Source organism: Fusobacterium sp. DD2 (genome assembly GCF_018205345.1).
Taxonomy (GTDB): Bacteria; Fusobacteriota; Fusobacteriia; order Fusobacteriales; family Fusobacteriaceae; genus Fusobacterium_A.
On the sequence record NZ_JADRHM010000005.1, the window covers coordinates 13,687 to 36,485 of the forward strand.

Consider the following 22,799-nt stretch of genomic DNA (forward strand, 5'->3'; position numbering starts at 1 on the left):
ATGGATATAAACACTAAAGATATTAAGAAAAATGCTTTCAGAGTAACTAAAGTGAGAGGTTTTACTGCTTCAAGAGTTCGTGTTCCTGGTGGACATCTTGATGCAAAATTTCTTTCAATGATACAGGAGATTGCTCAAACTTATGGAAATGGACTTGTACATATTACAAGCCGTCAAGGATTTGAAATACCTGGAATACCATTTGAAAAAATCCCTGAAGTAAATGCCAAGTTACAACCTATAATAGAAGGATTAGGAATAAATCAACCTGAAAAAGGAAAAGGATATTCAGCTTCTGGTACAAGAAATATAACTGCATGTATTGGAAATAATGTATGTCCTTTCGCATGTTATGATACTTCAAGTTTTGCTAAAAGAATTGAAAAAGAAGTATTTCCACATGATTTGCATTTTAAAATAGCTCTTACAGGTTGTCCTAATGATTGTGCCAAAGTTAGAATGCATGACTTTGGAATTATGGGAATGACACTTCCTCAATTTAATCCTGATAGATGTGTAAGTTGTGGTGCATGTGTAAGAGCATGTCAAAGAAAATCAACTGGAGCTTTAACCTCTGTCAACTATAGACCTGAAAGAGACCATGAAAGATGCATAGGTTGTGGAGAATGCGTTCTTAACTGCCCTAACATGGCATGGACTAGAAGTAAAAAGAAATATTATAGACTTACTCTTCTTGGAAGAACAGGAAAGAAAAATCCAAGATTAGGAGAAGACTTCTTAAAATGGACTGATGAAGATACTATAACTAAAGTTATTTTAAATACATATGACTATGTTACAAAATATATATCAAAAGATGCTCCAGGGGGAAAGGAACATATTGGATATATCGTAGATAGAACTGGTTTTGAAGAGTTTAAAAAATGGGCTCTTAAAGATATTAACCTTTCAGAAGAAACTGAAGTATATACACCAATCTATTGGAAAGGTGTTAAGTATTAACTATAAAAGCATATAAATTTAATCCTCCCCCCTTTTTACTAGTAAACTTAGTTAAAAGGGGGATTTTCCATTAAAATAATCCCCTCTCTCTTCTAAATTTTTTTCTATTGTATTTTAAATTGCTATTTATCTTCAACTATAATTTTAAATACCATTGCTACATCTGAATCAGGACAACAGAATCTATAATCTCCATTTGAAGTAGTAGGAAGATCCCCATTGTAACGTAGAATATCTATATATGGAAATCCACTATGCAATGCCATAGGGCAAATTTTCCCTCTATCAATATCAAAATCAAATTTTTCTCCAATTTTATGACATCTATGACAATTATATTTTCCAAGTTTATCCACTATTTCTAATATTATTTTTGGCTTTCTCATGCTATGCCTCCTAAATATATTTATATATCTATTATACTATATAAAATGAAGATTTTTAATTTATCTAAATTTTTTCTAACTTTTACAATTTATGCCCACTTTCTGCACTTATCTTATCCATAAAAAGTATACTATTATTAAAAGTGTAGTGAAATTGTGATAACTATGCTATAATAATAAGGTAAAAAATCTTAATGGAGGCAATAATGAGAGAAGAAAAGTATAGTATTGAATTTTTAAACGAAGACAGAATTAACAGTATACTTAACTCTGCCAAAGAAAAATCTCAGGATAAAGAGATTGTTACCAAGATATTAGAAAAAGCTAAAGCAGCACTTGGAATCACTGCTGAAGAAGCTGCAATTCTTTTAAACATACAAGATCAAGATCTTTTAAATGAAATGTTTAAAGTTGCAAAATCAATCAAAGAAAAAATCTATGGTAAAAGAATCGTTATGTTTGCTCCTTTATATGTAAGTAACTACTGTGTAAATAACTGTAAATACTGTGGTTACCAACACTGTAATGACAAACTATCAAGAAAAAAATTAACAAGAGAACAGCTAGTTGAAGAGGTAAAAGCACTTGAAAAATTAGGACACAAAAGAATAGTATTAGAAGCTGGAGAAGACCCTATTAACTGTTCTTTAGATTACATTTTACAATGTATCAAAGATATCTATTCAATTAAATTTGAAAATGGAAATATCAGAAGAATAAATATCAATATTGCTGCAACTACTGTTGAAAACTACAGAAAATTAAAAGCAGCAGAAATAGGTACATATACTCTATTCCAGGAAACTTTCCATAAGCCAACATATGACAGTGTTCACTTAGGAGGTCCTAAAAAGGATTACTACTACCATACTACTGCTATGTTTAGAGCTAGAGAAGGGGGAATAGATGACGTTGGTATTGGAGTACTATACGGATTATATGACCCTAAATATGAAACAGTTGCTATGATTTTATATGCAAATGAACTTGAAAAAGTGACTGGAGTAGGTCCTCACACTATCTCAGTTCCTAGAATAAGACAAGCTAGTAATGTAACTTTAAAAGAGTATCCTCACCTTGTTGATGATGAACAATTTAAAAAGATAGTTGCAGTATTAAGACTTGCAGTTCCTTATACTGGTATGATTTTATCTACAAGAGAAGAAGCTGGATTTAGAGATGAAGTAATTGATCTTGGTATTTCTCAAGTAAGTACTGGATCTTGTACTGGTGTAGGTGGATATTCAGAAGAAAATAAAAATACAGCTCAATTTGAAGTAGGAGATCACCGTTCTCCTATGGAAATGCTTGAAAGCCTTATTAAAAGTGGATATATCCCTAGTTACTGTACAGCTTGCTACAGATCTGGACGTACTGGAGATAGATTTATGAAAATAGCTAAGAGTGGAAAAATAAATGTTATGTGTGAAGCAAATGCACTTATGACTCTTAAAGAGTTCCTTCTTGACTATGCTGATGACCACTTGAGAGAAGTTGGAAATGAAGCAATTCTTAAAGCATTAAGCAAAATGGGAGATGCTGAATTTAAAAAGAAAATAATGGGATATTTAAAAGATATAGAAAACGGAGCAAGAGATATTTCGGTTTAATTTTTATCCTAATAAAGAGAAAAACTGGTAGAGGCCTAAGCCAATACCAGTTTTTTAAATTTGGTTTGTATAGTTAAACTAAATTATTCGGCTTCTTCAAGTTCAACTGTTCCTTCTACACTGTTTTGTCTTTTTAACATACGGAAGAATCCAATTAAACAGATAATTGCTAGAGCAATTCCTAATATATTTCCAGTCATAAGTACGCTATTATCATCTAAAGCGTGTAATAGATTTCTAAATCCAATTGGAGATATTACTATAAATGAAGTACATACTACAGTCATAAATACTGCTGGCACTAAAGCTATCCAATAGAATTTTTTATTCTTAGCTAAATATGTTGCTGCTGCCCATAATGCAATTGCTGCAAGAGTTTGGTTTGACCAGCTAAAGTATCTCCAAAGAATGTTAAAGTTAACATTACATAGAACGATACCTATTGCAAATAGAGGAATAGCAATTATAAATCTATTCATTATAGGTCCTTGTTTATAATTAAGAGCATCTGCAATTGTAAGTCTGGCACTTCTAAATGCTGTATCTCCAGAAGTTATCGGACAAGCAACAACACCAAGTATTGCTAGAGCTCCTCCAACTTTTCCTAAAACAGTGTTAGAAATTGTATTAACAACTACTGCTGGGTTACTTCCTTGAGTTGCTAATCCTTCTACTCCACCAAAGAATGACATTGCTGCAGCTGCCCATACTAGTGCAACTACACCTTCAGTAATCATAGCACCGTAGAAAACTTTTCTACCTTGTGATTCTGATGTTAGACATCTTGCCATCATTGGAGATTGTGTAGCATGGAATCCACTTATTGCTCCACAAGCTATTGTGATACACAATGTTGGGAATATAGGTGTTCCTTTAGGGTTAAAGTTACGGAATGCAAATTCAGGTAATTGGTATCCTTGAACAACTATTCCAACTCCAATTCCAACTGCCATTATTAATAAACAAACACCAAATATTGGATAAATTTTTCCTATTAATTTATCAATTGGTAAAACTGTAGCAATTATATAATAAACAATGATTATACATACAAATACAAGAGTTGATACTTGTGGCATCAATTTATTTAAAAGACCAGCAGGTGATGTTACGAAAACAACTCCAACTAATACCAGAAGTACTACTGAGAATATTCTCATAAGTTGTTTTGCTCCATTTCCTAAGTTGTGTCCTACAAGTTCTGCAACAGAGTCTCCATCTTTTCTCAATGACATCATTCCTATTAGATAGTCATGAACTGCTCCTGCAAAAATACAACCAAACACAATCCAAATAAATGCCATAGGTCCCCACATTGCACCTAGTATAGCTCCAAATATTGGTCCTGTTCCTGCTATATTCAAGAACTGAATCAAGAAAGTCTTTTTCAGGCTCATTGGAACATAGTCAACACCATCAGCTAATCTCTCTGCTGGAGTTGGATTTGCATCATTAGGTCCAAATACTTTTTCTACAAATTTTCCATATACAAGATAACCAACTATAAGTGCAATAACTGATAAAATAAACGCAAACATAATGAATCCTCCCTTTTACTTTTTTTATATAAATAACAAACATTTTTCCTTATTATAAATGATACCTTTTTTTAAAAAAATATGGCGTTTTTAGACCTAAAAGGTTGTTTTCAGGTATTAAAATGCAAAAACAACACTCTCAAAAGCAGTGACAAAATAATATTTTTGCATTTACCTATGAATAAGTGATAGAATGTAAGTAATAGAATAAAAGCTTCAAAAATTGATAAAAGGGGTGATCTTTTGAATAAAAAAAGAGGTATGGTACATATCTATACTGGAAACGGGAAAGGAAAAACTACTGCAAGTCTTGGACTTACTGTAAGAGCACTGGGACATGATTTTAAAGTCTATATTGGACAATTTATGAAAGGGCAAAGATATGGTGAGCTTAAAACACTAGAAAAACTTGGTGTCACTGTAGAAAGATTTGGAACAAAGAGTTGTATTTTTTCTCCAGAACATGTTAAAGATATAGATAGACAAATGGCAAAAGAAGGATATGAAAAGGTTAAGAAAATAATTGAAAGTGGAGAATATGATCTTGTGATCTTAGACGAAATCTGTATCTGTCCATTCTTTACACTTATAACTGAAGAACAGATAAGAGACCTTATTAAAGCTAAACCAGAAGAAACAGAACTGGTTCTTACAGGAAGATATGCACCAAAAGGACTTTATGCTGATGCAGATCTAATTACTGAAATGAGAGAAATCAAACACTATTACAGTACTGATGGTGTCCTTGCCAGACCTGGAATTGAAAGATAGAGGGAAAATCCTCTATCTTTTTTCAAACTTAAATCCAATTTTTTGGATTTTTTCAACCTCTTCTCCATTTAAAATCTCAATTACACTTTTTGAAGCAAGTTCTCCAGTATGCTCATTTTCAAATCTAATAGTTGATATAGGTGGAGTCACCAGTCCTGATACCTTATAACCTCCATAACTAAATATAGAAACTTTATCTAAAATCTCACTATGAAACTCTTTAAGTCCTTTTATAACACCAAAGGCTATAGTATCTGTTGCACACACTATACAATTTGGAACATCTTTATTTTTATAGACTTTCTTAAAATTTTTATAACTATTATCATAAGAAAAATCTGTCTCAAGATAATCAACTTCAATGCCTTTTTCAATTATTGGATTAATAAGGGACTCTTTTCTTATCTTTCCAACCATTATATCCTCTTCATTTACTCCAATATATAATACCTTTTCAAACTTTTCACCAATTATATAGCTACTTAAAATCTCTCCAGCCTTCTCTTCGTCATTTACAATAGAGTATCCATTTGGAAGAATCTGCCCTATAAAAAGGACTGGAACAGGAGATTTTTTTATCAACTTTACATGATTATCAGTAACAGAAGTTGCAATAACTATTATAGCTTCAACTTTTAGCCTGGCAAGATTTTCAATATTTGAAAGCTCAAGTTCTTTATCATGGCTTGTATTTACAATTACAGGAGTATATCCACTTTTTCTAAGAGAGCTGTCTAAAGACATAAGTATGGTAGAACTTATAACTGAATCAAGACATGGAACAACTATTCCAATGAGCTTTGAACTTTTAGCTTTTATTCCCCTTGCAAAAACGTTGGGAACATAATTGTATTTATTAATTACCTTTTCTATTTTCTCCTTAGATTCCTGGCTTACATATCCACTATTGAAGTATCTTGATACTGTACTCTTTCCAACTCCTGAATATTCAGCTATCTCTTTTATAGTCAACTTCTTCATCTTTATCTCCTTCTACAAATATATATTTTTATATTAGCATAGAAATTTTTTTAATTCAATTATATTACCACTTTATGGATTTATGAGTATTATAAAAGAACAAATACATTTTTTACTGTAAAAAATGATGGAATTATTATTGACTTTTTGAAAAAAGATGTTATACTGAAAATATATGGGACCGTTCCCATAAAAAGAAAAATAAAAGTTAAAAACGTAAAATATAAAAGGAGGGCATTATGGATTATAACTATATTGCAAAGGAAATTCTTGTAAATATTGGCGGAAAAGAAAATGTTAACGTATTGGAGCATTGTGCTACTAGAATAAGAATAGTTGCTAAGGACAATGATAAGGTAAATAAAGCTGGACTAAAAGCTATCAAAGGTATTGGTGGATATTTCTATCAATCTGGACAACATCAGATTATTCTTGGTACAGGTCATGTTAATAAGGTATTTGATATTTTAAACACTGATGGTATCAAAACTGAGGGTGCTAAAAAAGAGGCTTATGCAAATCTTAACATATTCCAAAAGACAATACGTTCTTTAGCAGATGTATTTATTCCTCTTATTCCAGTTCTTGTTGCTACTGGACTTTTCATGGGAATTAGAGGTTTTCTTGCTCAAGTAGGAGTAACATTTTCTCCAGAATTTACAACATTATCTCAAGTTGTAACTGATACTGTATTTATATTCCTACCTGCACTAGTTGTATGGTCTACATTTAAAAGATTTGGTGGTACTCCAGTAATTGGAATGGTACTTGGTCTTATGCTTGTTGCTCCAATGCTTCCAAATGCATGGGCTGTTGCAAGTGGAAATGCCTCTCCAATTGTTATTGGAATCTTCAAAATTCAAGGTTTCCAAGGAACTATAATTCCATCTTTAATAGTTGGTATATTTGGAGCACATGTTGAAAAATGGATTAAAAAATGGATGCCAAATGTAGTTGATTTGATATTCACTCCTTTCTTAACAATTATAATCGGTATGATTGCTGCGTTTATGGTAATTGGACCCGTATTTACAATGATTGAGCACGCTGTTATGTCTTCAATAGAATTTATAATTGACCTTCCATTTGGATTAGGTGGAGCTATAGTTGGAGGAGTACAACAGGTTCTTACTATAACAGGGCTACATCACTCACTTATGATAGTTGAAACAAGTTACCTATCATCACTTGGAATCAACCCATTAAATGCTTTAATCACAGCATCTATGGCTGGACAGGCTGGAGCTGCAATAGCTTATACAATGACAATTAAGAATAAAGAGGAAAGAGCTCTTAAATTCTCATCTATCATTCCATGTTTCTTTGGAATAACTGAACCACTACTATTTGGAGTTACTTTAACTAATACAAGAGTATTCACAGCTGGAATAATTGGTGGAGCTATAGCTGGTGCTTTTGCTGCTATATTCCATATTGCCCCATCTGTAATGGGAGTTACATTTATTCCTGCAATACCAGCATACCTTGGAAATAATCTTATGATGTATCTTGCAATGATAATTGTAGGAATTTTAGCTGGTATGATAATGACTAAAATTTTAATGAAGAAAGAGGCTTAATATGTGGAAACCAAAATATCATATTTCTCCTGAATATGGTCTTTTAAATGATCCCAATGGACTTATATACTTCAAAGGTTATTACCATGTTTTTTATCAATGGAATCCCAATGAGTGTGCTCATGGTCCTAAATCATGGGCTCACATGAGAAGCAGAGATATGATAAAATGGGAAACTCTCCCTGTTGCCTTGACACCTGATAAGGATTATGATAAAAACGGCTGTTATTCAGGAAGTGCAATAGTAAAAGATGATACACTTTATCTTTTCTACACAGGAAATGTAAAAAATAATGGAGTTCGTGCGAGTTATCAGTGCCTTGCTACATCTCAAGATGGGATAAATTTTGAAAAAAAAGGACCTGTTATAGATGATATAGATATTCCCAAAGGGTATACGAGACACTTTCGTGATCCAAAAGTATTCAAATCTAAAGATAGATTCTTAATGATAATAGGAGCACAAAGAGAGGATCTCAGTGGTACAATAGTTGTATTTTCTTCAACTGACCTTTTAAATTGGAAATTTGAAGAGGAAATAATAGAGGGAGATTTCGGATTTATGTGTGAATGTCCTGACTATATTGAAGAAGATGAAAAACATGCAGTTATCTTTTCTCCACAAGGTCTTAAGCCAAATGGATATTTATACAATAACAGATATCAATCTGGGTATATAGTAAGAGAGCTATTTGAAAAAGAAAAGAATGATTTTACTGAACTTGATAGAGGATTTGAATTCTATGCTCCTCAGACATTTAAAGATGAAAATGGAGTGACTACTCTTATTGGATGGATGGGCATGCCAGAAGAGTTGGAGCATCCTTCTGTTAAAGATGAAAACTGGGTACATATGCTCATTCTTCCAAGAGAACTTGAAATAAAAAATGGAAAAATCTATCAGCATCCTCATAGAAATCTTAAAAAACTGAGAAAAAATGAGATGAAAGTAAATAATATCACAGTGGATAATAGTATAAATCTTAAAGATTTCTCTATAAAAGGTCATACATATGAACTTGAGATTGAATTTGGAAAACTAAAAAATGATATAGAGATAAAATTCTGTAAATCAGATAATGACGAAACAGTAATAAGCTATAGCTGTGAGAAAGGAGTTATCTCTCTTAATAGAGAAAGAAGTGGCAAAGGATATAAGGGTATTAGAAAATGTAAAATAGAGACTCTTTCAAATATAAGATTATTTGTAGATAACTCATCTTTTGAACTCTTTATCAACAATGGTGAAGAAGTATTTACAGGCAATATTTATCCTCAGCTTCAAAGTGATGAGATAGAGATCTTATCTTCTGAAAAAATCATAATTCCAAAAATAAGTTTTTACAATATTTAATTTAAACTGTTCCGGGACAAAAAATCCTGGAACAGTTTTTTATTTTCATTTTTTATCCTTCGTTTACATTGAATTGTAAATGTGGTATCATTAAAAATAAATTGTTAATTATTAAAATATGATAGGGGAAGAGGAATATGTTTGATTTAACTGGAAAGATTCTAAACAGTCTTGGATACATAATAGCTATCGCTTTTTTCTTTACCAAGTTTAAACAGGCTAAAAATGTATTTACAAGAAAACAATACACAAAACAGGACATTATTATTCTCTCTATATTTTTCTCATTTCTTTCAATTATTGGTACATATACTGGGATAAACTATAGAGGTGCCATAGTTAACACAAGAAATATCGGTGTTGCTGTAGCTGGAATAATAGGGGGACCATATATTGGAACCTTTACTGGATTAATTGCTGGATTTCACAGATTATTTGTAGAACCTGGAAGTCCTACTACACTGGCTTGTAGTATTGCAACTATGAGTGGGGGACTTATAACTTCTAGATTTTATAAGAAGTGTAATGAAAAAAACTCCTATATCTACGGTTTTATCAGTGGCTTTTTAATTGAAAATATAAGTATGGTACTTATTCTTATTACTGGATACTATCTCTATGATTTTGCTGTGGCAATTGATATTGTAAAAATCATATATTTTCCAATGATTTTAGCCAATGCAGTTGGAGTTTCCATAGTGATATTGATTATACGTGACATTATCTCTGAACAGGAAATACGAGCTGGAAAACAGGCTAAACTTGCTCTTGAAATAGCAAATCAGTCCCTTCCATATTTCAGACATGGTCACTCTTTAAATGAAGTATGTAAAATAATTTTGGAAGCTTTAGAAGCTCAGGTAGTAGTGATTACAAATGATAAATATATAATTGCAAGTCATCTCTCATCTGAAAAATACTCTCTTAATCACAGAGAGATAAAAAGTGCTGCTACAAAAGAGGTATTAAAAACTGGAAAGATAATGGTATTAGGTAAGGAAGATAGCGATATTATAGATTTCAGATGTATAGATGGGGATATTAAATCATGTATTATTCTTCCACTTTTTCAGGAAGAGAAAAAAATCTCTGGAACATTAAAGCTTTACTTTGATACCTCTAAAGTAATAACTGCTAAGAAAAAATATCTGGCTGAAGGACTTTCTCTTCTTATTTCTACAAATATGGAGATAAGCAAAGTAGAAAACTTTAAAACAATGGCAAAAGAAGCTGAACTTAAAGCATTGCAGACTCAGATAAATCCACATTTTCTATTTAATGCACTGCATACTATCTCTTCCTTTGTAAGAATAGATCCAGATAGAGCCAGAGATATGATTATAAATCTTTCTAACTACATGAGATACAGTCTTGAGAACTCTTCTAATTTAGTTCCTTTATACAAGGAATTAAGCCAGGTCAGTGCGTATATTAATATTGAAAAGGCCAGATTTGGGGATAAAATACATGTAGAATGCAATATTCCAAATGAATTTATGGATATAAAAGTACCTATGCTTATTATCCAACCTCTTGTTGAAAATAGTATTAAGCACGGAATTTTAAAACAGAGAGATGGTGGAGTCATAAAAATATCTGCAGAAAAATATGAAAAAGGCTGTATGATTACAATTAAAGACAATGGAGTTGGAATTGATCCTAAGATTGTAGAAGATATTGATAATAAGATAGATAAAAATATAGGACTTAAAAATGTTCACAACCGTCTTAAACTTCTATATGGTAAAGGACTTACAATAAAAAGACTTGAACATGGAACTAAGATATCATTTTATGTTGAATAGAAAGGAGAAAAAATGTTTAAATGTGTAATAGTAGAAGATGAATTTCCAGCAAGAGAAGAACTTAAATATTTTTTATCAAAACACAAAGATATACACCTTGAAAAAGAATTTGAAAGTCCTATTGATGCCTTAAAATATCTTCAGGATACTAAGGTAGATGGAATATTTTTAGATATAAATATGCCTGAACTTGATGGAATGAGCTTAGGGAAAATTCTTACAAAGCTTAATCCTCAAATGAAAATTGTATTTATAACTGCTTATAGAGATTTTGCAGCTGACGCTTTTGAAATACATGCTTTTGATTATCTTTTAAAGCCTTATTCAGAAGAGAGAATAAATGAAGTGCTATCATCTCTTGTATCCTTTTCTGAAAATGAAGAGGAACCAGCAAAAGAGATAGGAAAAGTTAATAAAGTCACTGTTTTTTCTGGAGAAAAGATGGTGGTTATATCTTTAGATGAGATTTACTATATAGAGGTAATTGATAAAGAGAGTAAGATATACACCAAAGACAGTGTCTATACCTCTAAATTTAAAATATCAAAATGGGAAGAGATGCTTCCAAAACCTAAATTTTACAGAACTCATCGTTCATACATTGTAAATCTGGATATAGTAAAAGAAGTGGAACCATGGTTTAATGGAACATACATTTTAAAGATAAAAGATCTTTCATTTAAGGTTCCTGTAAGTAGAAATAATGTAAAAGAATTTAAAGAATTACTCACTATAAAATAAAGGCATCTGGATAATCCAGATGCCTTTATTTTTTTATTATCTCATAATTTTAATAAGCTCTTTCAGATATCTAGAGAAATCTCCTCTATCTTAGCTATCTAAGATTTCAGGTGCAGTACAAAATTCCAAATTCTCTCTCTTTTCATCTCTATTTTTTATATTTAAGAAGCATATCTTTATCCTCTTTAGTTACTCTTAATGACTCTCTTATCTTCTGAATTCCCTTATTTTGAACCCACCTATCAAGAGAATTATTCTTAATAAAATCCAATGTCTTCTCTCTATATTTTACAAAGGCTATTGAAATAAGCCATGCCTGAGCCATCTTTACATAGTAGCTCTCATCTTTTATACCTTCAATAAGAGTAAAAATCTCATCCAGATATTCTTCCTCTATATAGTAATCAAGTAAAATAACAAGTCCAACTCTGATTTTCCAAGGATTGGTATCCTTTACACATGATTTTACAAATGGATAAAAATATTCAAGCTCTTTTTTTATAAATTTAAAATTTGCAACACAACCGTCGCATACAGCCCAGTTATCCACATCTTTTATAAATTTTTCAATATAAGGAATTCTCTCATTAAGAGGTATTTTTGCATATCCTATTACAAATCCCTTAATAACACTCTCTTCATAATAACAGTTTCCTGCAAGTTCTACAAAGGCTTTCCAATCACCTTTTGAAATCTCCTTAGCAATACTCTTAAGCCTTGGTGCTCTTATTCCTATGAGGGTTTTGTCAGCTCCTAAGATTCCCAAATGAAATTTTCTGTATTTTTCATCCTGCTCTTCTATAAGTTCTTTGATAAAAATAGAGTAGTTTTCCTTTGTCCAATTTATATCTTTTAAATTTTCAATTACTCTTTTCATTATACTATCTTTTTCCCATGAAATTCAGTAGATGGTATTTTTGTTGATACTTCTTTTAAGTTCTCTTTTGTAACCTTTCCTGCTACTACTATTTTTATCTTTCCATTAGCTTTTTCAAGCATTTTATTTAAAATTTCAGCTCCTTCAAGAGCAGTAGGTTTAGTACCAGAGCTTAAAATTCTATCAACTCCAATGCTGGCTAATTTTTCTACCTCTTCTTCAGGATTTCTTAACTCATCTATAGCCTTATGAAAAGTTACTTCCATAGGTTTTGCAAGGGTAACAAGCTCTTTTGTTACCTCATAATTTATAGTGTTATCTCTATTTAAGACACCTAATACTACTCCATTTACTCCAAGAGATTTACATATTTTAATATCCTCTTTCATTATCTCAATCTCTTCAGGTGAATAGTAAAAATCTCCACCTCTAGGTCTGATTATTACAAAAGCTGGAATATCAAGTTTTTCAACAGTCATTTTAATTGTTCCATATGAAGGTGTTGTTCCTCCCTCTTCCAAGTTATCACAAAGTTCCACTCTATCTGCTCCAAGTTTTTGAGCTTCAATGGCTTCTTTAAAACTTCCTATGCATTTTTCCTTTAGCACTCTTTATTTCCCCCTTTTTAAATATACTTTCCTAATTCAAGTATCGCTTTTCCATAGATTTCCATACCTGTTTTAAGCATATTTATATCCATACACTCATCTGGACTGTGAGCATTTCCCTTAAACTCTCTGAAATTTGGTCCAAAAGCTACTGTATTAGGCATAAGTTTTGCATATGTTCCACCACCTAATGCTGCTGGTTCTTCATCTCTTCCTGTAACCTCTTTATATACCTTTTGCAAACTGCTTACAAGTACGCTGTCTTTAGGAAAATAAAGAGGCGGATTATGATTTTCCTGTACAAAGATTATCCCATTATCCCTTGCCACTTTATCAAGTATTTCATCTAAAATCTGCTTACAAGTTGAAATTGGATATCTGACATTAAATTTTACATATATATCCCTATCTACTATTTTAGTTATTCCTGCACTTATAGTAAGATTTCCAGTTTCTTTATTTTCACTCTCTATTTCAAGAAGTTTACCATCTGTAGTCTCTCCTACATACTGGCTCACAAAATGAACAAAGTTTTTCATAGAATCATTTTCATCTATTATTCTATCTAAAAGTAAATACATACCTAATATAGCATTTATTCCTTTTTCTGGAGAACTTGCATGACCTGCACGACCATTTGCAACTATTTCTACCTTGTCTCCAGTGTTTACACATTTAAATCTACATCTGCTTATTCCTTCAAGCTCTTTTATCTTATTTTCAATTTCAGCAACACTTCTATTTTTTAAAACAGCTACAGCTTTTTCAGGTATCACATTTGAACGTGCCCCAGCTTCAATATTAATAATATCACTTTTATCCCACTCTATTTTTTCCCTAAAAGAAAAAGTATATATCCCTTTTTCAGAAAAAATTACAGGAAATCTTCCATCAGGTGTAAAAGCATATTTAGGTGCTTTTTCTTTCATCAGGTAGTGTTTTATATCTTCATCTCCACTCTCTTCATTAGTCCCAAATATAACTCTCACTCTCTTATTAAAAGATGGATTTGTTTCAACTACTGCCTTTACTGCATAAAGTGCTGAAATAATAGGCCCTTTATTATCAATAGCTCCTCTTGAAATCATAAGATTATCTTTTATTGTAGCACTGTATGGATCCACACTCCACTTTGAAATATCCCCTTCAGGAACTACATCTATATGTCCTAAAATTCCAATATATTCATCTCCACTACCAATCTCTGCATATCCAACATAGTTATCCAGATTCTTAGTTCTAAATCCAAGAGATTTTGCTATTTCAAGAACTTCATTTAATGCATTTTTTAGATTTTCTCCAAAAGGTGCATCTCCTGATTTTTCTTCTTTTACAGTTTTCATCTTTATTATTCTGGAAATTCCATCTAAAGTCTCATTAAAATGCTTATCTATATACTCTTTTAATTCCATCTCATCCTCTTTCTGCAAAAAAAGAGGGGCAAAACAATAAGTTCATACCCCTCCTTTCACTATAATTATTTAATTAGGCTAAGTGCAAAATCAAGCACTTTGTCCCCTCTCATCATTCCATAATCAACAGTGTTTATAACATCCAATTTTTTACCAACTGCTTCAGCTTTTTTAGCAAGGTCATCTTTTTTATACTTTACTTGTGGTCCAAGTAAGAATACATCATATTTATCAAGATTATCTTCAAAATTATCCAGTCCAACAGCTTTTATTTCAGCTTCAATTCCCTTTTTCTCCGCTGCTTCAATCATCTTTTTCACTAAAAGACTTGTAGACATTCCATTTTGACAAAGTAATAATATTTTTTTCATTTTATCACTCCTTTACTTCTTCCTGTTTCTCATTTTCTTCTTCTATTTTAGCAGCTTTATCTATAATTCTCAAGAATGGAAGATAAATTAAGGCTCCTATTATCAGGTTAACTATCTGCATAATTGATCCTGATATATTTCCAACTGTTAAAAATCCACTTATTATTGCTGGTGTTGGCCAAGGGAATGCAACTCCCATAGGTCTAGATACAAGTCCTATTGTCATAGCTACATATTGAGTAGTTACAAATACAAGAGGAATAATATTAAATGGAATAAGCATAATAGGGTTTAATATTATAGGGATACCAAATAGTACTGGCTCATTTATATTAAATATTCCTGGTGCAGCACCTATTTTTGCAACTGCTCTTATCTGTTTACTTCTTGCAAATAAAAGTATTGCAATTAATAATGAAAGTGTTGCTCCTGCTCCTCCCATCCATATCATATCAAAGAATTGTTCTGTTACAACATGTGGTAACGGTTGTCCAGCTTGCATAGCTGCAATGTTGTCAACCTGGTTTTCAAGCCAGAAAGGTCTTACAATTCCATTTACCATAGAACCACTGTTGATTCCTACTGACCATAGTATTGAAATTGCAAATACTGTTAAAAGTGAACCTATATATGAAGTTCCTAATGCTTTTAAAGGTACTGCAAGTACTGTATATATAAAGTCATGAATTGTTCCATAAGAAGTATGTGCCATTCCTATTCTTAAAAGAAGAGCAAGTGATAAGATTACTGCTCCTGGAATCAATGCTTCAAATGATCTTATTACTTCAGGTGGTACACCTTCTGGCATCTTTACTACTATACTTTTATTGATAAAAAATCTAAATATAATAACTGTAACGATACCGATAATCATGGCAATAAACATTCCTTTACTTCCAAGCCATTGGAAAGTAATTACATCTCCATAATCTGTAGTTTTAGCAAGTGGAGTAAGTATCATAAATGATGCAAATGATAAAAGTCCAACTGCTATACTGTCAAGTTCAAACTGTTTTGCAAGCTGTTGTGCTACTAAGAATGAAACATAGACAGCTATCATTGAGAATGTTGCAGTAATAGGAATATCAAAGATATCTTTCCAATTTTCACCTAATAAATTTGCCATACCTCTTTGGTAAGCAGGTAATGGAAATGCCTCAATCATTAAGAAAATAGATCCTATCATAAGTAACGGCATCAACATAATAAACGCTCTTCTGATACCATTGATGTATCTGTTTTTTTCAATCCACACAGCAACTGGTACCAGTTTTTCTTCAAGAAAACTAATAATTTTACTCATTTTTTCCTCCCTGATTATTTCTATATATTAGTATATTTTGTATATTAATCTAAAGGTTTTTGAATACTTCTTTTATACTCTGCCATATATTCATCAGAAGCTTCCTGTATATCTACCTTTTCATTTGCTTCATCAGGTATTGCTATATATACTTGAGCTTTATGATCGGGAGTCACTGCAGCAAATGTAAATTCAACATTTGTCCCTATTCCCCAGTCTCCCTCATTATTTAAGGCTATTATTGAAATGGCTCCAGCTTTTCCTCTAGCTTTTTTTAGCTTTTCACTAAATTCTCTTACAGCATTTTGAGCTGCATCCATAGGTTTCTCACCATTTTTCATTCTCTGTACTACTTCATAAGAAAGGCATCCTTTCATTATATCTTCTCCAAGTCCTGTAGCTGCTGCTCCTCCAATTTCATTATCTACATAGAAACCAGAACCTGATACAGGTGAATCCCCTACTCTACCTTTCTTTTTCATAAATAGTCCGCTAGTTGAAGTTGCTACTGCCATGTCTCTATCTTTATCAAGAGCAATCATACACACAGTGTCATGTCCATCATAAGGTGATAGATGTTTTTCATATATCTCCTCTTTTCTCTTCTCCCATGTTTTTTTAGCTCTTTCAGTAAGCATATTTTTTCTTTCAAATCCATTTTTATGAGCATATGCTTCTGCCCCTTCACCAACTAAAAATATATTAAATCTGTCATGGCTCAATTTTCTTGCTATAGATACTGGATTTTTAAAATCTCTTATTCCAGCTACAGCTCCAATTGAAAGAGTCTTTCCATCCATAAACGCTGCATCTAATTCAACCTGACACTCCTCATTAGGAAGTCCTCCATATCCAACTGACTTATAAAATGGATAGTCTTCTACCTGCATTATCGCTTTTTCAACTGCATCCTGACATTTTCCATTTTCAGCTAAAATTTCTCCACCAAGCTTAATTGCATCTCCAGCCATTCTCCAAGTGGCGATCATACTCCACTCTCTCTTCATCTCAACCTCCCAGCCTATTTTTCAAGTTTTTTGTATAGTTCGATAATTTCAGTAATAAGCTCTCTTGCTAAAATTGAGGTCATTAGGTGATCCTGAGCATGTACCATTAAAAGATTCATCTCAATCCCTTTTCCATCTGCTTCATTACAAATAAGTTCTGTTTGCATCTCATGTGCAGCAAGACCTCTCTCTTTAGATTGTGCTAAATATTCCTGTGCCTTTTCATAGTTTCCCTCTTTTGCTTCTCTTAAAGCTTCAAAAGCTAAACTTCTTGCTTCTCCAGCATTTCCTACGATTGTCATTGCTACTTCTTCAATTGACATATCCATAATTATCACCTCACATACTTTGTTAAGTCTATATTAGCTTATAGATTTTTTTTAGTCAAATCTCACTTTTTTTGCTGTTTTTTCGTGTTCAACATCTATGTTTGCCTATTTAATCTTGCTTTTTTCCCCATATGATGATACACTTCTATATTATAACGAAAATATAATTTCATTTTTTCGTTTTATTTTCCATTAAAAAATATTAAAAAAATAAAAAATTTTGCAAGGTGGTTAATATGTTAGATGTAAAAGAGAAATATTCCATGCTGGATTTTAAAATGATTGGCAAGAACATCAGAATAGATTTTTCCAAACACCTTACGAAAAAAGAAAAAAAGCTTTTTCGTTATCTAAAAGTTCAGAAATACAACCATATTTCTATGGAAAAAATCTTTGAAATCTGTGGTTTTAGCAATGTTGAAGAGGTTATCCGATTTTTAAATAATCTGAAAGGAAAATCCATTGTCCTTTCGTCAGTAGAAAGACACTATTATATCTATCTAAGTATCATTCAATCTTTCTACATTAACAATAACATTATCTATATTGTTTTTTCTGATGAAATTTCAAGTGCCTTTAAGAAGGGTTCTTTTTTTGAAAACCTTGGACTTGATAATATTCTATTTTTAGAGGAAAAGTTTTCCTATAGGATCTATCATTATATTTGTAATATTGCTGATAAAGAGATATATCTCAGTATTGATGAGTTACGTGAGATTCTTGAAATTGGGGATAGCTATAAAAGATTTTATGATTTGGAGAAAAACTTTTTAATCCCAATATTTGAAGATATAAGAAAGAACACTTCAAGAAATTTTTCCTATGAAAAGGAAAAAAATGGAGATTATAAAGGAGCCAAAATCCTCGGGATAACAATTCACAATGATGATATTGCACAGGATATTGTAAATAATAATCCATATCTTCCAATTGATAGATGCATGGATAGAATTAAAAAACATATTAAAAATTTTTCAGATATCTATTCACTTCTTACACTGAACCTTGCAAATTATGGAGAGGATTATGTAAATAAAAAAATTGATTTTGTTCTTGATAATTTCAGTTCAAATATTGAAGATCATATTAAAACTGTATTTGAAGATAAAAAGCTGGATGCTCCATATTTTGTAATCAATAAAAAATTTAAGAATCTTTTTGATCTTCATTCTGAAATTTTAGCATTTATACATAAACATAATCTTACAAAGATATCTACATATATGTTCCCTGTAAAACTATATTCATTAAAGGATAAGGAATCTCTTCTCCTTGAGGATAAAAATTTTGCAGTAAAAATTACATATAATAAAAATGCCATGTCAAAAGTGGAATTTTTTATAAATAATAAATAACTGATAATAGTATACGGAGGTTTTATGCAACAAAATTCAAAAAGCAGCTTTATAGGACTTGTTCCTCTGTTGGTTTTTATCACTTTTTATCTTGGAACAGGAATCTATCTTCAACTTAGAAATGTTCCTATGGCTTTCTATCAACTTCCATCACCAGTTGCAGTTATACTTGGTATTATTGCAGCTTTTGTCCTTTTTAAGGGAAGTGTTAATGAAAAATGCCAGACTTTTTTAAAAGGATGTGGACATCAGGATATCACCACTATGTGTGTTATCTATCTTTTAGCTGGTGCTTTTACCAGTACAGCAAAGGCCATGGGGGGAGTTGATTTAACTGTAAATCTGGCTCTTAACTATATTCCAGTGGAACTTTTAGCACCTGGAATCTTTATTGTAGCAGCTTTTATCTCTACAGCAACTGGTACATCTGTAGGAGCTATTGTCTCTATTGCACCTATTGCAGTGGAACTTGCTCAAAAGAGTGGGGTTTCTCTTCCACTTATTCTAGCAGCAGTTATGGGTGGAAGTATGTTTGGAGACAATCTTTCAATTATCTCAGATACCACTATTGCAGCTACAAGAACTCAAGGTGTAGAGATGAGGGATAAATTTAAAGTAAATCTATATATTGCTCTTCCAGCAGCAGTACTTACTATTTTTATACTTCTTATTACAGGAGCACCTGATACAATTTCTGAAGTTGGAACTCTTCACTTCAACATTATAAAGGTAATCCCTTATATAGCTGTACTTGTTATGGCTCTAAGTGGAATAAATGTTTTTACAGTGCTTACCTTAGGTATTCTTATTGCTGGAGGAATTGGGATTTTCTATGGAAGTTTCACTGTACTTTCTTTTGCAAATGAGATATATAAAGGGTTCACAAATATGCAGGAGATATTTTTTCTATCACTTTTATCTGGTGGCCTTGGTGCTATGACTGCAAAGGCTGGAGGGATACAATGGATAATTGATAAAATTCAAACATTTATCATTGGAAAAAAAAGTGCAAAACTTGGTATTGGATTACTTGTTTCATTAACAGATATTGCTGTTGCTAATAACACTGTTGCAATAATTATCAATGGTGATATTGCTAAAAATATCTCTAAGAAATATGATGTTGATCCTAGAGAAACAGCAGCTCTTTTAGATATATTTTCCTGTGTATTTCAGGGAATGATTCCATATGGAGCTCAGATGCTTATACTTCTTAACTTTGCAGGAGATAGGGTATCACCACTCACTTTGATATCACTTCTTTGGTATCAGATGCTTCTTCTTGCATTTACACTTATATTTATAAGATATGATTTTAGTAAAAAACTGAAAAACATATAAAATAAATTAAAGAGGATGTTGCAGATTTGTAAATGCAACATCCTCTTTATCTTAAGATATATCAACACAAAATTTTTCTTTAATTAAATTTTCTATAAAATGATCAACTTCCTCTTCTTTTTTCTCTTCTTCGTGGTCTTCCAGTAATTTCTCTGTTTTATTTTCTTTTTCATAACGACTTTTTATCTCTAAGAATCCTGATTTCCACCTGGTTTCAAGCTCCTTTTCATCATCTCTTAAAACATATCCTAAAGCTACTCCATCATTTCTAAAGATAACTTTTACATAGAAAGTCTCTCCAACTTTATCATAAATTCTTCCTGCACTTTTCGTTCCTCGTAAAACTGTAAAAGTATTATTTGCAATATAGCCAACTTTTCCAACTACAGGAAGATTAACAGATATAGCCTCTTGATCCTTTTCGTTGTCAGGCTCTTTTTTGCATAAAAGAATACTGCCTTTCTCTACCATCCCACCACCAAAATAGTGTTTAAACCCTACAATTGTAACACACTCATCAAGTGCTGTATCTAAAGTATTTTTTCCAGTTTCCTCTTCTTCCATATCAATCATCTCCCCATGACAACTTATATAGTTATATTTTATCACTTTTATTTTCCCAAAGCAATAAATTGTGAGCTGAATGGAAAAGACTATAATGACTATTTCTAAAGACCTACTTTTCAAATATATTTATAAAATATTTTTTAGCATCTTCCAAATCTTTTTCATCAGGATGTGATTTGGCATCCTCTATTCTTTTCAATCTTTCTGGATTCAATGGATGAATAAGATTTAGAGGAAATTTTCCCATCTTTTCAACAAGTTTTGGGTCCACTTTTCCCTGGCATAAAAATCCTCCTATAAACCTGTTATTTTCTGATAGAAGTTTCTCTGCTCTTTCTCTTACTTTATCTGCATGCTCTGAATCTGGGTATGCTCCTAAAGTACAAATATATGCAACCTCTTTTCCTGATATACTCTTTATGAATTTTTTGGCTCTTGCATCTGCACTTCCTTTATCTACCCAAAATCCAACAATTATTCTGTCAAAATCATTTATATCAGCAGTTATCTCCTTATTTAAAGAGATTATCTCCTTTTCTCCTTCAATTACTTCATAAACACTTTCTGCTACTTTTTTAGTATTCCCTGTAAGTGATGAATAAGCTACTAAAGTTTTCATTATCTTGCCCCTCCATTTTTTTCAATCTCTATCATTTTTGATACAACCTCTGCATCTATGCTATTTCCCCAGAAAATACCAGAAATAGTATATTTAAAGATATCATTATCAAATTTTAAAAGACCATCTTTCTCATATCCTTTTAAAAGTTTAACAATTTCATTATATGCATTTTCACTTGTAAGTCTCTTTATATCTTCTAACTTTACCTCAGGATATTGAAGTATTCCTGATATTTTCTTAGCTCTCAACTTAAGATCACTATCTTTAGAGTAGAAAGTTATAAATTTGTTAAGATTGTAATATTCTACATCTTTGATTCTTCCTCCAGCTCCTACACCAATAGCAAAGAGATCTGAAAAAGAATTAATATTTCTAATGTATCTGTATTTATCTCTTCCATTGGATATTTTGGTATGCTCAAGGAGTTTATATCCATTATTCAAAGTTATATCTAAAAATTTGTCATGGAGCTCCTTATCCTTTTTTATCTGATAATCAAATTTTGCTTTATTCTCAGCTAAATCCTTAGAAATCTTAGAGCCTTCATGTATCATAAGTGAATAAAAACTTATACTGTCAACTCCAAGTTCAACAGCCAGTTTTCCATCATTTTCAACCTCTTCTAATGTTTCATCCAGATAGTTATAAATAATATCAATACAGATAAGTCCATGAAATTCCTCTCTGATTTTCTTTAATCTTTTTACTATCTCCTCTTTTTTATAAGTTCTATTCAGTACTTCTCTTCCTCTATCAGAGAAAGTTTGAATACCAACACTTATCCTATTTACACCATACTTTTCCATAATAGCAAGTTTTTCACTTGTAAGGTTATGAAGAGTTGTTTCAAATGTAAATTCACAATCTTCTGAAAGTATAAAGTTTTCTCTTAAGGTAGAAAGTATTTTTTCCAATTGAGGTGCTCTGTATATAGTAGGAGTACCACCACCAAAGAATATTGAAGTAATAGTTTTTCCCTTAACATACTTCCTGCTTCCATATTTTTCAAACTCTCTACAAAGGTAATCAACATAGCTACTTAGATCACTATCTACCTGTTTTCTATTCATATTGCAAAAAGCACAGATTTTATCACAATATGGAGTATGAACATATATCCCAGCCTCTTTAGTATCAGGCTGTTTATTCATCATCTTGTTAAATGTAAATGGTGTTACTATATTTTTCTTTATCAAATTCTCTATCACATCTTTTACATCGTGATGAGACTTATATCTTTTATCAAACATTTTTTTATATGACTAGGTCATATCCTCC

The 22,799-nt window shown here is 31.6% G+C and carries 22 protein-coding genes; 9 read left to right on the top strand and 13 right to left on the bottom strand.

The features are described from left to right. On the top strand, positions 1-963 hold the full coding sequence (gene asrC / locus IX290_RS01425; protein WP_211491417.1) for a sulfite reductase subunit C: 963 nt from the start codon (positions 1-3) through the stop codon (positions 961-963). A gap of 122 nt (positions 964-1,085) precedes the next feature. Here the strand turns inward: asrC and IX290_RS01430 are convergent, their stop codons facing one another. Further along, positions 1,086-1,349, bottom strand: coding sequence for a TIGR04076 family protein (locus IX290_RS01430; protein ID WP_211491418.1), 264 nt, complete (start codon positions 1,347-1,349; stop codon positions 1,086-1,088). 206 nt (positions 1,350-1,555) lie between these two features. Between IX290_RS01430 and hydG the strand changes: the two genes are divergently transcribed. Beyond that, positions 1,556-2,959 carry a [FeFe] hydrogenase H-cluster radical SAM maturase HydG gene (gene hydG / locus IX290_RS01435; protein ID WP_211491419.1) on the top strand — a complete coding sequence of 468 codons (1,404 nt, stop codon included), beginning with the start codon at positions 1,556-1,558 and terminating at the stop codon, positions 2,957-2,959. 83 nt (positions 2,960-3,042) lie between these two features. Here the strand turns inward: hydG and IX290_RS01440 are convergent, their stop codons facing one another. Next, positions 3,043-4,497, bottom strand: a complete 1,455-nt coding sequence (locus IX290_RS01440; protein ID WP_211491420.1) for a carbon starvation protein A — start codon at positions 4,495-4,497, stop codon at positions 3,043-3,045. A 261-nt stretch (positions 4,498-4,758) separates the two neighbouring features. Between IX290_RS01440 and IX290_RS01445 the strand changes: the two genes are divergently transcribed. Beyond that, the gene (locus IX290_RS01445) at positions 4,759-5,268 is read left to right on the top strand and encodes a cob(I)yrinic acid a,c-diamide adenosyltransferase (RefSeq protein ID WP_211491458.1); all 510 of its coding nucleotides are present in this window, start codon (positions 4,759-4,761) and stop codon (positions 5,266-5,268) included. A 12-nt stretch (positions 5,269-5,280) separates the two neighbouring features. Here IX290_RS01445 and IX290_RS01450 read toward each other — a convergent pair whose 3' ends face one another. After that, positions 5,281-6,249 (bottom strand): LacI family DNA-binding transcriptional regulator, encoded by a 969-nt coding sequence (locus IX290_RS01450; protein ID WP_211491421.1) that lies wholly within the window; start codon positions 6,247-6,249, stop codon positions 5,281-5,283. 239 nt (positions 6,250-6,488) lie between these two features. On the opposite strand from IX290_RS01450, the gene IX290_RS01455 reads away from it, so the two are divergent. From IX290_RS01455 to IX290_RS01470, 4 genes are all read left to right on the top strand, one after another. Further along, on the top strand, positions 6,489-7,829 hold the full coding sequence (locus tag IX290_RS01455; RefSeq protein ID WP_211491422.1) for a PTS transporter subunit EIIC: 1,341 nt from the start codon (positions 6,489-6,491) through the stop codon (positions 7,827-7,829). Position 7,830: 1 nt separating this feature from the next. Next, positions 7,831-9,183 (top strand): sucrose-6-phosphate hydrolase, encoded by a 1,353-nt coding sequence (locus tag IX290_RS01460; protein WP_211491423.1) that lies wholly within the window; start codon positions 7,831-7,833, stop codon positions 9,181-9,183. 137 nt (positions 9,184-9,320) lie between these two features. Continuing rightward, entirely contained in the window at positions 9,321-10,988 is a 1,668-nt protein-coding gene (locus tag IX290_RS01465; protein ID WP_211491424.1) for a sensor histidine kinase, read from the top strand. Positions 10,989-11,000: 12 nt separating this feature from the next. Further along, the gene (locus IX290_RS01470) at positions 11,001-11,729 is read left to right on the top strand and encodes a LytTR family DNA-binding domain-containing protein (protein WP_211491425.1); all 729 of its coding nucleotides are present in this window, start codon (positions 11,001-11,003) and stop codon (positions 11,727-11,729) included. 148 nt (positions 11,730-11,877) lie between these two features. Here IX290_RS01470 and IX290_RS01475 read toward each other — a convergent pair whose 3' ends face one another. From IX290_RS01475 to IX290_RS01505, 7 genes are read right to left on the bottom strand one after another with little or no spacing between them, the layout of a single operon-like run. Continuing rightward, entirely contained in the window at positions 11,878-12,606 is a 729-nt protein-coding gene (locus IX290_RS01475) for a DNA alkylation repair protein (RefSeq protein ID WP_211491426.1), read from the bottom strand. Continuing rightward, positions 12,606-13,214 carry a copper homeostasis protein CutC gene (locus tag IX290_RS01480; RefSeq protein WP_211491427.1) on the bottom strand — a complete coding sequence of 203 codons (609 nt, stop codon included), beginning with the start codon at positions 13,212-13,214 and terminating at the stop codon, positions 12,606-12,608. The genes IX290_RS01475 and IX290_RS01480 overlap by 1 nt, the downstream gene beginning before the upstream one ends. Before the next feature lie 17 nt (positions 13,215-13,231). Beyond that, positions 13,232-14,644 (bottom strand): dipeptidase PepV, encoded by a 1,413-nt coding sequence (pepV, locus tag IX290_RS01485; RefSeq protein ID WP_249168800.1) that lies wholly within the window; start codon positions 14,642-14,644, stop codon positions 13,232-13,234. A 47-nt stretch (positions 14,645-14,691) separates the two neighbouring features. Then, a complete protein-coding gene (locus IX290_RS01490) occupies positions 14,692-14,997 on the bottom strand; it encodes a PTS sugar transporter subunit IIB (protein ID WP_211491428.1) in 306 nt (101 codons plus the stop codon). 4 nt (positions 14,998-15,001) lie between these two features. Further along, the gene (locus tag IX290_RS01495; RefSeq protein ID WP_211491429.1) at positions 15,002-16,300 is read right to left on the bottom strand and encodes a PTS sugar transporter subunit IIC; all 1,299 of its coding nucleotides are present in this window, start codon (positions 16,298-16,300) and stop codon (positions 15,002-15,004) included. Between the two features lie 44 nt (positions 16,301-16,344). Continuing rightward, the gene (locus IX290_RS01500) at positions 16,345-17,307 is read right to left on the bottom strand and encodes a N(4)-(beta-N-acetylglucosaminyl)-L-asparaginase (RefSeq protein WP_211491430.1); all 963 of its coding nucleotides are present in this window, start codon (positions 17,305-17,307) and stop codon (positions 16,345-16,347) included. Positions 17,308-17,321: 14 nt separating this feature from the next. Then, the gene (locus tag IX290_RS01505) at positions 17,322-17,636 is read right to left on the bottom strand and encodes a PTS lactose/cellobiose transporter subunit IIA (RefSeq protein ID WP_211491431.1); all 315 of its coding nucleotides are present in this window, start codon (positions 17,634-17,636) and stop codon (positions 17,322-17,324) included. Between the two features lie 236 nt (positions 17,637-17,872). On the opposite strand from IX290_RS01505, the gene IX290_RS01510 reads away from it, so the two are divergent. Both IX290_RS01510 and IX290_RS01515 read left to right on the top strand, forming a co-directional pair. Further along, complete coding sequence (locus IX290_RS01510; RefSeq protein WP_211491432.1) at positions 17,873-18,991, top strand: replication initiation protein; 1,119 nt, start codon at positions 17,873-17,875, stop codon at positions 18,989-18,991. A gap of 24 nt (positions 18,992-19,015) precedes the next feature. Beyond that, the gene (locus IX290_RS01515) at positions 19,016-20,332 is read left to right on the top strand and encodes a Na+/H+ antiporter NhaC family protein (RefSeq protein ID WP_211491433.1); all 1,317 of its coding nucleotides are present in this window, start codon (positions 19,016-19,018) and stop codon (positions 20,330-20,332) included. A gap of 51 nt (positions 20,333-20,383) precedes the next feature. Here IX290_RS01515 and IX290_RS01520 read toward each other — a convergent pair whose 3' ends face one another. The 3 genes from IX290_RS01520 to IX290_RS01530 all read right to left on the bottom strand — a co-directional run bounded on the left by IX290_RS01520 (position 20,384) and on the right by IX290_RS01530 (position 22,771). Continuing rightward, positions 20,384-20,896 (bottom strand): HIRAN domain-containing protein, encoded by a 513-nt coding sequence (locus IX290_RS01520; RefSeq protein ID WP_211491434.1) that lies wholly within the window; start codon positions 20,894-20,896, stop codon positions 20,384-20,386. A gap of 112 nt (positions 20,897-21,008) precedes the next feature. Next, entirely contained in the window at positions 21,009-21,518 is a 510-nt protein-coding gene (locus tag IX290_RS01525; RefSeq protein WP_211491435.1) for a flavodoxin family protein, read from the bottom strand. After that, positions 21,518-22,771 (bottom strand): coproporphyrinogen-III oxidase family protein, encoded by a 1,254-nt coding sequence (locus IX290_RS01530; protein ID WP_211491436.1) that lies wholly within the window; start codon positions 22,769-22,771, stop codon positions 21,518-21,520. The genes IX290_RS01525 and IX290_RS01530 overlap by 1 nt, the downstream gene beginning before the upstream one ends. Positions 22,772-22,799: the final 28 nt, after the last annotated feature.